Here is a 12898-nt window from a genome sequence, read left to right as displayed (position 1 = left end):
AACCGCCACATTGTCCGCGTTGGTGCTTTCTGAGCTGCCTGTGCGGCAGCGAACTGGATTATTGATGAGTTCCGCCGTAACGGCGCTTTCTGAGCTGCCTGTGCGGCAGCGAACCTGACCTGCCAAAGTTCGGCACCCTACCCACTTTTCTGAGCTGCCTGTGCGGCAGCGAACCTCGAATGTCAATTCGGCTTTGGTTTTGCGCTTTTTCTGAGCTGCCTGTGCGGCAGCGAACGACCTGCGGCCATACGGGCCGCGCGGATCTATTTTCTGAGCTGCCTGTGCGGCAGCGAACAAATCGGCGCAACCACGGGCTTGCTGCCAGTGTTTCTGAGCTGCCTGTGCGGCAGCGAACTGCCCACGGCCTGAGGACGGCGTGCGATTAGCTTTCTGAGCTGCCTGTGCGGCAGCGAACCTGCACAAGGGAAAACGCTGCCATGTGTGGCATTTCTGAGCTGCCTGTGCGGCAGCGAACCAAACCTTATTATTGAAATGTCGGAGCGGATATTTCTGAGCTGCCTGTGCGGCAGCGAACTCCTTTTGGCCCGTCCCTGTGCTCTATTTTTATTTCTGAGCTGCCTGTGCGGCAGCGAACAAGAATGCATTGTTATGTTGCGGTGCGCCTGCTTTCTGAGCTGCCTGTGCGGCAGCGAACGAGACGTTACACTGGAAGCATCAGTTGTTGATTTTCTGAGCTGCCTGTGCGGCAGCGAACAGGGCGCGGTGGGATATGCGTCTATTGAACTTTTTCTGAGCTGCCTGTGCGGCAGCGAACTTGTCGATGTTGCTATCTATGCCGCCCAACTGTTTCTGAGCTGCCTGTGCGGCAGCGAACATGCCGTGACTATATCAACATCCCGCTACTCATTTCTGAGCTGCCTGTGCGGCAGCGAACTCCGGTTCAGCGGTTACTGTCGACAATACGAATTTCTGAGCTGCCTGTGCGGCAGCGAACTCAATTGGGCTTAGCGCGGTTACACCGTCAAATTTCTGAGCTGCCTGTGCGGCAGCGAACAGGGCGCGGTGGGATATGCGTCTATTGAACTTTTTCTGAGCTGCCTGTGCGGCAGCGAACTTGTCGATGTTGCTATCTATGCCGCCCAACTGTTTCTGAGCTGCCTGTGCGGCAGCGAACATGCCGTGACTATATCAACATCCCGCTACTCATTTCTGAGCTGCCTGTGCGGCAGCGAACTCCGGTTCAGCGGTTACTGTCGACAATACGAATTTCTGAGCTGCCTGTGCGGCAGCGAACTCAATTGGGCTTAGCGCGGTTACACCGTCAAATTTCTGAGCTGCCTGTGCGGCAGCGAACAACTCCGTGCGGATGCGCTCGAATGTCAATTCTTTCTGAGCTGCCTGTGCGGCAGCGAACCTCTGGCGACATAGTGCCGTCAGTTGATGCGTTTTCTGAGCTGCCTGTGCGGCAGCGAACTGATCACGGCCAAAGCGCGCGATGGTGAGCGATTTCTGAGCTGCCTGTGCGGCAGCGAACTCGAATATGCTGGCTGGTAGGTCGATGGTTTTTTTCTGAGCTGCCTGTGCGGCAGCGAACTCGCTTGCTGATTTATCCCAATTCAATGCACATTTCTGAGCTGCCTGTGCGGCAGCGAACTGTTAGCTAATAAACGTCCAGATTAGCGGAGTTTTCTGAGCTGCCTGTGCGGCAGCGAACCGGACGAGTCTGGTCACGGCCTGCATCTGAATTTTCTGAGCTGCCTGTGCGGCAGCGAACGCCGCGCTTTCTGCGGTCGCTTTAGAATTATTTTTCTGAGCTGCCTGTGCGGCAGCGAACGACTTTATTCCGCAGTCGATCTGCTAGCTGGTTTTCTGAGCTGCCTGTGCGGCAGCGAACGAAATAGCAGCCACAAAAAAGCCCGGAGGTTTTTTCTGAGCTGCCTGTGCGGCAGCGAACGATCGGCCACCTCCGGGAATAGAGGATCACACTTTCTGAGCTGCCTGTGCGGCAGCGAACACCATGTTCTTGATGAAGTTATCGCGGTCTTCTTTCTGAGCTGCCTGTGCGGCAGCGAACCAATCTCCGACTTTGTTGTCGTCTCGCCTTCCTTTCTGAGCTGCCTGTGCGGCAGCGAACGCGGTGGTTGACCCGGATGGTGAGCCGGTGCATTTCTGAGCTGCCTGTGCGGCAGCGAACGCTAACGATGTGGCGGTGACGTTCGGCATGGTTTTCTGAGCTGCCTGTGCGGCAGCGAACGCTGTGATCATTGCGGACACGCCGGGCGGTCATTTCTGAGCTGCCTGTGCGGCAGCGAACGGTGTGCCGAAACGAACGAAGATTTACCAGATTTTCTGAGCTGCCTGTGCGGCAGCGAACGTACAGCGCAGCAAAGCACGGCCCCAATTTGTTTTCTGAGCTGCCTGTGCGGCAGCGAACGCGGTGAATGTCACCTCGCCGTCTTCCGTTGTTTTCTGAGCTGCCTGTGCGGCAGCGAACCCGGGCGGTCAGGTGGCCGGTATGCACGAATTTTTCTGAGCTGCCTGTGCGGCAGCGAACTTATCTCAAAAGGCTGGATTGTCGTTGTGCCTTTTCTGAGCTGCCTGTGCGGCAGCGAACAAAAACTCGCCAGCCCGGCGCTGCCCCATGTTTTTCTGAGCTGCCTGTGCGGCAGCGAACTGAAGTAGTTCTTGCGTTGAGCGCTGCTGGTGTTTCTGAGCTGCCTGTGCGGCAGCGAACGATTTGATTCGCAACATGCCGTCGTGGTCGATTTTCTGAGCTGCCTGTGCGGCAGCGAACGGCACCACCACCGAACTGCAACTGCTGAATCTTTTCTGAGCTGCCTGTGCGGCAGCGAACTTGGTCGCTGAGTGTCTGTAGTACGTCGGCTGTTTCTGAGCTGCCTGTGCGGCAGCGAACTGAGATCTCCCAGAACTCTGCGCCCGGCCAACTTTCTGAGCTGCCTGTGCGGCAGCGAACGTGCTCTGTTATTACACCGGCAAAAATTATCATTTCTGAGCTGCCTGTGCGGCAGCGAACGGGCTTAACGTCCATTACGGCCTGATTGATGATTTCTGAGCTGCCTGTGCGGCAGCGAACAATAACTCTAACTCTTTGCGGCCAAGCTTTCCTTTCTGAGCTGCCTGTGCGGCAGCGAACCGTCAGCGAGAATGTGACGGCCCAGGCCTGCATTTCTGAGCTGCCTGTGCGGCAGCGAACTATGGTTTTGATCGGACTGTAATCGTCTTTTTTTTCTGAGCTGCCTGTGCGGCAGCGAACTGGCGGATGCGTTTGCCAAGTTAAAGGCGTTCTTTCTGAGCTGCCTGTGCGGCAGCGAACATTGAGGTACGTGTACGCCGCGCACTATCAAATTTCTGAGCTGCCTGTGCGGCAGCGAACTCAAATGTCAGCTCGGCTTTGGTTTGGCGCCTTTTCTGAGCTGCCTGTGCGGCAGCGAACGTCGGCATTGGCCGCCAATTTCCGGTTGAATTTTTCTGAGCTGCCTGTGCGGCAGCGAACCTCGGTTTAAATCTATTTTTGCCAGAGCAATTTTTCTGAGCTGCCTGTGCGGCAGCGAACGTCTCCCTACTTCCCATCTCAAGAGGTTCTCGTTTCTGAGCTGCCTGTGCGGCAGCGAACTTGTTGAACTTGGGTTGTTTGAAAATAGCCAATTTCTGAGCTGCCTGTGCGGCAGCGAACGATTTATGAATTCCCGGCTGACATGATCCGCATTTCTGAGCTGCCTGTGCGGCAGCGAACATTGTCTCGGCAATCAGTCGTGTGCATGCCCATTTCTGAGCTGCCTGTGCGGCAGCGAACTCCACAATTCAGCCGCAACCGGTAACGATAGCTTTCTGAGCTGCCTGTGCGGCAGCGAACGTGCCATGTCTCGTTTGATATGCCGATATGCATTTCTGAGCTGCCTGTGCGGCAGCGAACTGCAAGACCATGTTCGGACTATCACCCATCGATTTCTGAGCTGCCTGTGCGGCAGCGAACGTCGCCCATGCTGGCTTTGTGTTCGGCTTTTATTTCTGAGCTGCCTGTGCGGCAGCGAACTGTAGCAATCTATAGCTAACCTGCTATTTTTTAAAGAGCTTCCTTGCTTTTATCTATTTTCACCCTATTTTTCAGAAAATATCCAAACCCTTTAAAATCAAGGGATTGGAATTCAGGCAAAAAAAAGGGTCAGAACCAGGGGATCGTCGCGGTACTGCTTAACCCATAACTGTTGAACGTCCCTGTAGCCGGTGCATCCAGCAGTTCGCCATGCTCGATATACACACGCATATCGTTGCCGTTCGATAAACTTTTGATTTGTACGAACGGCTGTTTGAGTTTTTTCTGCTGGCTATCCGGTATTTTGGCTTCAGCCTCTTCTTCATCCAGCCAGCCTTTAGCAATGGAGCGTTTACGTTTGTTCCAGGCGCTTTTGGCTTGCACTCGCCTGACGGTTCGATACCGGCGATCTACAGGAACAGGCTCAATAGTCGACACTCGGGTGTAATCACCCAAGCCTTTCATCCAACCGGTGCTCATCAGTTTGTCGAGTGCTGCGGCACTGCCATGCAAGCGCAGACGACCGCCCAGTCTTTTATCTACATCCGGAAAGCTGATGCCAACCTCACCCGCTGCAATCTGACTCATCCCCCGGTGAAACTTGGAGAACAGCGCATTCAGCAGCATCTGTTCTTCAAATTCAGGGTCTGGAAGCAATGTAATATCGAGGTAGTAGTCCATGGCTTAGTCCTTGTCTGATGAGCCGAAGACACCGCCGCGAATTAGAATGCCCATCACGTAGTGCTGATTACCGACCTCTGGCACTTCGCCTTTCAAAACCCACTTATCCAGCAGGTTGTAAAAGTCTTCCTTGGCCTTTGGCTGACGATACGCGGCACCACGGCTGGTAACAGAGCCATAGGGTTCAATGGCAATGGGGCCAAAGGTGTTGGCTTCTGAGTACCAGGTGTCGATGGTACGAATCGCGTTACCAATCTTCTGGGAGTGCATGGCGGCCTGGCCATCGACCTGATACAGAAATTTGCTCTTTTTGCTGTTACCAGAACCATCCAGAACCAGTTCTTGTGATGGGAAAATTTCTTGCCCTTCGCCCAAACGCACATAGGCTTCGACGCGCAACAATACAAACCCCTTACCGATCAGGCCGGTTTGAATCAGGTCTGCCAGCGGTTTAATGGACTCTGGTTGGGTGCCAAAATTACGCAAGTCAAAACTGTGAGCATCGAAGGTCCAGCTGTTAACTGCTTTGGTGCCTGACAGCTGGGAAACAACCACTTCAATCTGCTCAGCCCCTACCCGGTTACGCCACAGAAAGCGGCCATTAGCCAGGTTTTCAGCGTAACGAGCCGCCAGTTCGCTGAACTGTTCACGCTCAATATAGCCGTTAATGACATCCGCCAGCGCTTGCTGGTAATCGCCGTCGTTGCAGGCGGATGGCGTTGCCAGATCACCCAATACACGAAGGGTGAAACTGACTTTCAGGGTGTCACAGTCTTGTGGCAATGCAGCGGTATCGACGGTCTGCAAGTTAGGCTTCTGGATCTCGGCGTCGAGCTTGAGCGGGTCGTCGGCAATAGCCGCTTTCAGACGGTTAGAAATCGTGCCGCGTACAGACTTTTCCTGCACTTCAATTGCCTTCCATCCTTGCGTGTTGTCACGCTCTTCCCAGCGTCCGGCAAACATCGCGGCGTCGGAGTTGGCGTGCTTACGCTCAAAGGCCAATACGGATGCGGTTTTCAGCTTGGTTGCTGCCATGGTGTCTCTCCTTGATTAATACAATTCGTCGAGTGTGTTGAAGTCGTTGTCCGGGATGTCGATGTCATCGTCATCGCTGTTTTCTGCAGCCGTAACCTTCTGCGATGGAATTGCGCATAGGTAAGCATCGCCGTGGTGGCGGTACTGCCAGAGTAATTCGTCGGGTGATTGCAGACGGTGCGGGCTACACCATTCGCCAATGCTGTAAGCGCTTTCGACAAAGCGGAACGGCACCGAGTTATCGCGTGCCCGGTTTACCGTGCCTGCGTCATACAGCCGGGATATCGCCTGATAGCCCACCGCCAATGGCACCAGATAGCCTTTGCCAGTGCCGGGTTTGGGCTTGAGTTGCCATTCGGCTTTGGTTTCGCCGGGGATTGGGGCTTCGCCGTCTTCCAGCCCGGTCGGTTCTGGCTGGTAACACAGGGCAATAAAGTCGAGCCAGCTGTCCAGCAGTTCAGCGTCCGGATTCTGTTGCTGTTGCGCCTGGTGGTGCTGAGCCAGTAAGTCCGAACGATCCAGCAGCACAAATCCGGGGATCAGCCGCAGCATTTCACGGCGGAATACACGTTGACCATCGTCGCTGTTCTCATCCAGCTGCAAGTAACGAACACGGCCTGCTTGCGTGATGATGCCGCCCGCCAAACGCTGGGTAACCAGCCAATCCAGTATCTGGGCTTCAAATTGACGAATACGCTGTTCGGGCAGGTCGTCGCCCAACGACAGCGTCAACGGGTCGAATTCACACTCCAGCAGCAGACTGGCGGTCATATGCATACGGCCTTCCTCGTTGAAAGGCGCTGTGTTGCCATCCTTGGTGAGTGGATTGCGACTGAGTGCGAAGACATGTTCAAAGCCGCTGGGACGCTGGGTATGTACCTGGTGGTTATGGCAAATAATGCCCACCCCGCCCAAACTCGCCTGCTCACCCCATTTCGCCTGGCATTTACGCGACAGAGCGTGAGCAAAGCCGAGAAAGTTGGTCGGTGCCGGGAATCCCCAGGTCATGCCGGAAATGGCGTTGGCGTTTTCCACTTTCAGATGTTTGAGTAACAGCAGATGCTTCATACCAGCTCCTCCAGATCGATCATCAGCAGGTAAGCCTGACGCTGAATTTGTTGTTTGAAGTGAGCGGTCTCTACATCACTCATGCTCAGCTTTGCCTTCTTGCCTTTCTGATCAATGGCTTTGGACAACACCCGACCAAAGTTCAGGGCCAATTTTTTACACCAGGCTTTGCCTTCACGCTCGTATTGAAAGTCGGTGTCGTCGCGCGCCGGGTCTACCCAACAGGCTTCAGGGCTATTTCCCATCGGCTCTGCTGCCCAACCTGCCGGAAACTGCCGTAACTGCGCGGCGTACTGGTGCAGTTCATCGACCATCCCCGCGACCATATCCGCACGTTTTCGGCGTACATGGCGGTTGTTCAGGTCGTGCTGATTGGCCCATTCCAGAAAGCCCTTAAGCTCGTCCAGTTGCTTACGAATACGCCAGCGATAACCCGACCAGAAGGCATCGACCGATTTCGGTGGTTTGGACTGGAATTTCCAGATGGGAGGTTGAGCATTGAAGAGGTAAGTTCGACCTCCGCGCTGGCTGTTCAGCAGGGAAATATTCTGTGGTTTGGTGCCACCAAAGGTCTGAATCGCCAGATGCAGGTAATCCCGAGTGCCAACCTGCCAGAAGTTACCTTTGCGTCGGGCATCTCGCCCAGCCTTGGCATCGTCACTGAAGCGGGAGTGCTGCACACGCTGAAAGATGGCGTGATTGAGCGATGAAGCCGACAATGGGGCTAACAGGTGGTAGCCCGTTGATTCATCAAGCACAGGGAAATACAGCTGTTTGGCCAAGGTATGACTGGCGGGCTCCTTGATTTTGAGTGCTTCTTTGAAACCCGCCAACCAGTCAGCCCGTTGTTTTTCGTTGCCAAACAGTTCCAAATCCGAATGATCGTCTGCTGCCAGTTTATCCAGTAACCGCACACCGTCATGTTCCAGCAGCAATAAATTGGCAACATCCAGCGCTGCCGCATTACCCACCACATCCGCTTTAGTGACAGCCAAATCAGCCGAAGACAAGGTTCTACCTGATCCGGGCAAAGAACCAACAGCCAGCAAACTGGTGCCTTTGGCGTCGCTGTGGGTGTATTTCAGGGCATGGCTAACCAGGTTGATTTGCTTCGCCCTGCTTGCTGCATCCGTAAGCCAGGCGGCAGGTTTAAATTTGTCGAGCAGTTCTTGCTTGCGTTGATGCCAGTCCAATCGAAACTCGGCAAATTCGTCAGCCGATTTTTCTTTTTCCGCCTTGGCCAGCTCTTTTTCAAGCGGCTCCAGTTTGGTGGCACATCGCCCTTCGATGTATTCGCGGATTTTTTCAGTCAATTCCATTGCTTCTTTGACTCCAATCACTTGAGTTATCTCTATAGAATCATCATCGAAATAAATTTTCAACCAAGATATTGGTAAAGTCTAAATTTCAACTTCAACAATGACTAGCCGTGACACAATCAGCCCTTACCCAGGGCGACAACGTCTGTTGGATTAATTCAGTCAATTCCATAAACTGCCCGCCTACCGCGCAGGTAGCTCAGAAAAAGATGTCGGTTAAGTCCGAAATATTTTGCTGCCGCACAGGCAGCCATTATTGCACTTCACGGAAGACCCCTAGCCACGGATGGTATTGCCACGTTTCTGCACCGCTGTCGTTGAGCCGACGCAGGCGAATCTCACAAAACTGTTTACTGATGTCTGACACTTCCCGGCCCAGCACTTCCGACAGTTCAGCAATCAGGGCTTTTGCATCGCTTTGCAGCCACTGGGAGCAGCGCTGGGTAGCGAAAAGTTCGGGGTAATCAAATGCCAGTTTCTGTGGTGATAATTGCCCATCACTTTCCCGAATCAGATGGAAAGCCGGGTCTTCAGTGTCGTCTTGCTGATACAGCACATACGCATCGTCAGCGCTGGATTTGCGGAACGGTGTCCGTCGCTGCATTTCGGCGTGCCAGTCTGGAGACGGGGATAATTGCCACCAGCGATCAGCGGGGGTTCTGCCTGCAATCTGAACCGCCTTGTTTTCAAACAGAGAGGCAATCAGATGCAGGTGTTCAATCTGAACCAGACTGGTGCCGTCCTCAGCTCTGGCGGGCTGCACAATCCGGGGGATGGATGAAACAGCCTTCAAGTCTTGCTGATCCACACAGCGGCGTATTGCCCGATAATCGGCATCAAGACACAACCGGTTTGCGTGTCCTGCTGCTTTGGCCTCAAAACCGGGCTGGGTAAACACCAACCCGGTTTCAGAACGGTTATCTGCAAGCTGTTTAAGAGCCCGGTAGTTGTAATTCAGCACCAGCATATTCGGGCTTTGAGGTGGTTGTTTACGATGACGCTGAATGCGCCCGGCCAGCTGGATCAGCGAGCGCATGGAGCTGGGTTCGGCAATCGCCCAGTCGTAATCATGATCCCTACCCACCTCGGTTACCGGGGAACCAAGCACGACAAACAGGTGGTTTTGCTCCGGATACGTATCGAGTGCCGAACGAATTTCGGCTTGTTGCCAGAGTTGTTCCGGCTCATGGCGGCTCAGCGTAGTATCGAGCCGGGCCTCAATTTGGGATCGCACCAGCAAGGGATGCTGACTGTGATACACACAAAGATGCAGACGAGTATCCGCCGGTACGTCGCCCTCAATGAGATGTTTGGCCACAGCGGTCAGCGGGTTGATATTGGCCATACGAATCAGGCCCAGAGATACCCGCTTGCCGGTTTTCGGGTCCGTACCTGCATGGTGCTGATGCAGGCGCTGCATGCCTTGCCAGCAGCTCTCGGCTAGGGCTGCGATGATGCCGGTTTTATCCGAAGCCGTTGCAACATCCAGCACCTCGGCACAACGTAATGCCTTGCCGGGCTGTAAATCCGCTTGCAGATGTTTCACCCGTTGTTCAACAAAACCGGCGTTGGCTGTTTTGAACGCCTGCTGATCCAGACACTGGGCTGACGATGAATCAAACTCATCAAACCAGGCACAGCAAATTTGAGTGACCTGCCCAGGACTACCGCAAGCTTTGTCAAACTGTTCACGTCCGGCCCGATAGGCACTGAACAAGGCCGTCAGTATGGCAGGCGGCAAACTCGCAGAAGACAGCAACACACGACTGCCAAGCATGCCTGCCCAGTTCACCAGACGGCATAACGCGGGCAGATCGGTTGAATCAAAGTCATCCGGCTCGTCGAGCACCAAATCCGAGGTCAACAGGCGCAACATCGGAGCAATCTGTTTACCGCCTCGCACACCTTCGGTTGCTGGCATCAGGTGATCAATGGTGCAAACCAGAACAGGAGCACTGAGCAGCTGCAAGGATTTAGATGGTTTGCCATGAGCCGTTTGTCCAAGCCATCGACGCAGCGGGCCATCACTGAGCGTGCCGTCGTAGCTGACGTGTTGGGTGTCATCGAGCAGGTCTGTGGAGGATTCACTGCCGCTCTGTTGAGATTCAGTCGGTGTATCCAATTCATTGCGCCGACGATGCAACTCCTGTACTGCTTGAGAACCGACCAACACCGCCAACTCGTCGGAGTCCAGTTGCAGGCGCTCTTTCAGGGCATCGCCGGTTTGCAGGGTCAAGGTTCTCAGACCCAGGGCAATACTGAAACGACAACCGGGCTGCTCTGACGCGAGGCCGTACATAATACGGGCATTGGCGAAGGTTTTGCCCTTGCCGGTGGATGCCATATTCACACCAAAGAACCCCTGTTTGGCCGATGCCACCGACAAGCCCGTGGCGATGTCATAGGCTTTGTCCTGCCAACGATAAGCGGCGTTTTTGGTTCTGGCTTTCAGGGTTTTATGTGACACCAGTACCGGCAAACCTGAACGCAAGTTAGGGAGCTGGCGCGCCAATAACAGAGCATTCTGGCCAACGCCAATGTTGTGCTCATCCAGCCGCTGTTTGAGTGGACGCTTGCCATTGGCATCGCACTTATCAGTATTGGCGTAAACCCGGTAGCTGTCGTCCCACCATTTAGTCTGCTTGTCTGCAGCGGAGTAACTGTGGTCGGCCAGCATCAACGACAGCCGCGCCAGATGACTGCTGAAGTGATCCTGCAACAGCCAGTGATGTTCAGCATCAATCAACGCCGGTAATTTCAGCGCCCTCTGGGCCAACTGCCGCGCCTTGTCACACCAACGCTGACTGGCAATGGGCGTGCCTCTGGTGAAGGTAAACAGCTGTTCCCACTCTTCGGCAGTCCAGTCATTACGCAGACATTGGGAGGAATTCCAGGGGGCAAACCAGTCGCGGTGTTCAAGGGTGATTTTAGTAAGTTCGAGCTTTGGAATGCGGTCACTTTCGTTTTCAATTTCATCGGCTCGTTTGCCCTCACGAGTCGGATACACCGGCAACCGATGGTGACTGACAATCAGCCAACCGATGGTTTGTGCCAGTGGCATGCCCGCCAGCTGGATAAATGGATTGTTTAATGCGTCCTCTCGTTTCTGCTGGAACTCAGCCAGTCGGGTGAGACACACCTGATCATCCTTGGGCTGAATGTTTGCCAGTGTCTCCAGCCATTCTCGGTCACTTTTGCCACGTACAAACGCCACAAACATCAGCAGCGATAACCATTCATGACGTAATGGTTCCTGCATTCCACGTTGTCCACGCAGCTTGAGCTGAAACAGCACATTGGCTTTGCCGAAGTCGTGAAACAGCCCGGCAATACCTGCCATCAGCGCAATGGCTTCGGCGGTGTGCCACTGGTTCTCGGAGGCCGACTTCAGCACATCCCGCCCGGTCGAATTGGTCGGCACTCGCCCTTCTGCGTTGAATTTACGGGCGTTACCGACAATCCATTCCATCTCAACCTGATGCCTGCCCCGTACTCGATGACACACGACGGCGGTATTGCGCCGGGCGGTTTTGCGTAGCAGTTTGCGAACCGTAATCAGGCCTTCCTGCGTGACGGGGCCTTCCCAGCTCCGATCTCCCGCCCGTTCAAAAAACTGATCCAATACTCGACGGGTTTCGATCAGGGCTTTTTTGCCGCATTGGGATTTGATAATAACAATCACAGCGACTCCTTCTTGTCTGTCTGCTCGGCAACAGCCTTGATGGCGTCGATCATGCGGTCGAGTACGTCGTATTGCTGAAACAGGGTGATCAGCCGTTGGCGAAATTCCTGTTCGGAGTCCCCTTTCATGGCAGAGATAAAGGCGCAAGGCAGCACCACGGCGTCTTTGATCACATCGGCTACGTCAAATACTAACCCTCCGCGTCGGGTTTTGCCGTGTAACACCGCCAGTCCGTGGGGCAAGCCCAACACCCAGCAAGCGGTTGCCGCCAGGCCGTAAGCCAGATAGTTGCCGTGATCAAGAAAACGGTTGGCCATGTCAGTGCCGCCTCCCTGTTTGGCTCGTACGAAGTCGCCATAGCCAGTATTCAGGCATACCTGTTTGTACAGCGCCTTGGTCATGGTCGCTTCGGTTGTCAGTACGTCGGTACTGTTGCTGGCGTGCTCCAGCCGCTGTTCAAAGGATTGGATGATGGCGTTTAATCGGTCGTTAGATACCGGGAAGTCCAGTTCTCGTTGGCGCGCCAGTTTGCCCCAGATTTCGCGCAGGTTGTCGAGTCGGTAGCGTTGAAAATGGATTGCCGCATCCAGTCGTTTCTGGTCATCGAACCAGAAAGAGCACCACTGTTGCAGGTATTCGGTGGGTCGGTATTCGCTTTGTGAGGTCAGCCATTCGACATCGGTTTGTATGTCATTGGCGGCAAACAGGGGTGTTCCGCCGCCGCCACAAAACCCCAGAAGTACGCCTGCTTTGGCAAATTCGCGTACGGCAGCCTGGGTAATGGAGGTGCCAGTACCGAGCAGGATGACGGTGGTGTTGGCAATGGGGATGTTCCAGTAAAGCGATTCTTTTCCGGCTTCGGTGACGTATTCAACCCGACCGCCGTTGACCAGTACCCGGCAATATTGCAGGTAGTAGAGGTTGGCGCGTTTTGAATGCAAGATGGTTTTGAGCTCTGACGGGGAAAAATCGTCCATGGGTACACCATTCCGTGGTTTTATGTTGATTTGAGCATAGCGACAGCGGCTGGCGTTGTCATCGGCTAGAATCCATGCCTTTTGGTTTTCCGGTGCTTAGCCGTCGCGTGACTTTGTGGCG

Annotated in this window: 6 protein-coding genes and 1 CRISPR repeat array (1 of these 7 only partly in view); all 6 genes read right to left on the bottom strand. The window is 54.4% G+C overall.

Annotated elements, in window-relative coordinates; translation table 11 throughout:
- Positions 1-4015: direct repeats of the CRISPR family, unit length 28 nt; unit sequence TTTCTGAGCTGCCTGTGCGGCAGCGAAC (it extends 574 nt beyond the left edge of the window).
- A gap of 129 nt (positions 4016-4144) precedes the next feature.
- Entirely contained in the window at positions 4145-4696 is a 552-nt protein-coding gene (gene cas6f / locus SOJ49_RS08750) for a type I-F CRISPR-associated endoribonuclease Cas6/Csy4 (protein ID WP_369857840.1), read from the bottom strand.
- A gap of 3 nt (positions 4697-4699) precedes the next feature.
- A complete protein-coding gene (csy3, locus tag SOJ49_RS08745) occupies positions 4700-5731 on the bottom strand; it encodes a type I-F CRISPR-associated protein Csy3 (protein ID WP_369857839.1) in 1032 nt (343 codons plus the stop codon).
- A 15-nt stretch (positions 5732-5746) separates the two neighbouring features.
- Complete coding sequence (csy2, locus tag SOJ49_RS08740; protein WP_369857838.1) at positions 5747-6799, bottom strand: type I-F CRISPR-associated protein Csy2; 1053 nt, start codon at positions 6797-6799, stop codon at positions 5747-5749.
- A complete protein-coding gene (gene csy1, locus SOJ49_RS08735) occupies positions 6796-8118 on the bottom strand; it encodes a type I-F CRISPR-associated protein Csy1 (protein WP_369857837.1) in 1323 nt (440 codons plus the stop codon). The genes csy2 and csy1 overlap by 4 nt, the downstream gene beginning before the upstream one ends.
- Before the next feature lie 253 nt (positions 8119-8371).
- On the bottom strand, positions 8372-11800 hold the full coding sequence (gene cas3f, locus SOJ49_RS08730) for a type I-F CRISPR-associated helicase Cas3f (RefSeq protein ID WP_369857836.1): 3429 nt from the start codon (positions 11798-11800) through the stop codon (positions 8372-8374).
- A complete protein-coding gene (cas1f, locus tag SOJ49_RS08725) occupies positions 11797-12777 on the bottom strand; it encodes a type I-F CRISPR-associated endonuclease Cas1f (protein ID WP_369857835.1) in 981 nt (326 codons plus the stop codon). The genes cas3f and cas1f overlap by 4 nt, the downstream gene beginning before the upstream one ends.
- Positions 12778-12898 lie beyond the last annotated feature (121 nt).

Origin of the sequence: Candidatus Thalassolituus haligoni, assembly GCF_041222825.1 — a bacterium.
Lineage (GTDB): Bacteria > Pseudomonadota > Gammaproteobacteria > Pseudomonadales > Oceanobacteraceae > Oceanobacter > Oceanobacter antarcticus.
This window is presented reverse-complemented; position numbering and strand designations above follow the sequence as displayed.

What these genes read in the sequence shown, in the direction of transcription:
- cas6f (WP_369857840.1), bottom strand. Translation starts at nt 4,696, where the DNA reads ATGGACTACTACCTCGATATTACATTGCTTCCAGACCCTGAATTTGAA.
- csy3 (WP_369857839.1), bottom strand. Translation starts at nt 5,731, where the DNA reads ATGGCAGCAACCAAGCTGAAAACCGCATCCGTATTGGCCTTTGAGCGT.
- csy2 (WP_369857838.1), bottom strand. Translation starts at nt 6,799, where the DNA reads ATGAAGCATCTGCTGTTACTCAAACATCTGAAAGTGGAAAACGCCAAC.
- csy1 (WP_369857837.1), bottom strand. Translation starts at nt 8,118, where the DNA reads ATGGAATTGACTGAAAAAATCCGCGAATACATCGAAGGGCGATGTGCC.
- cas1f (WP_369857835.1), bottom strand. Translation starts at nt 12,777, where the DNA reads ATGGACGATTTTTCCCCGTCAGAGCTCAAAACCATCTTGCATTCAAAA.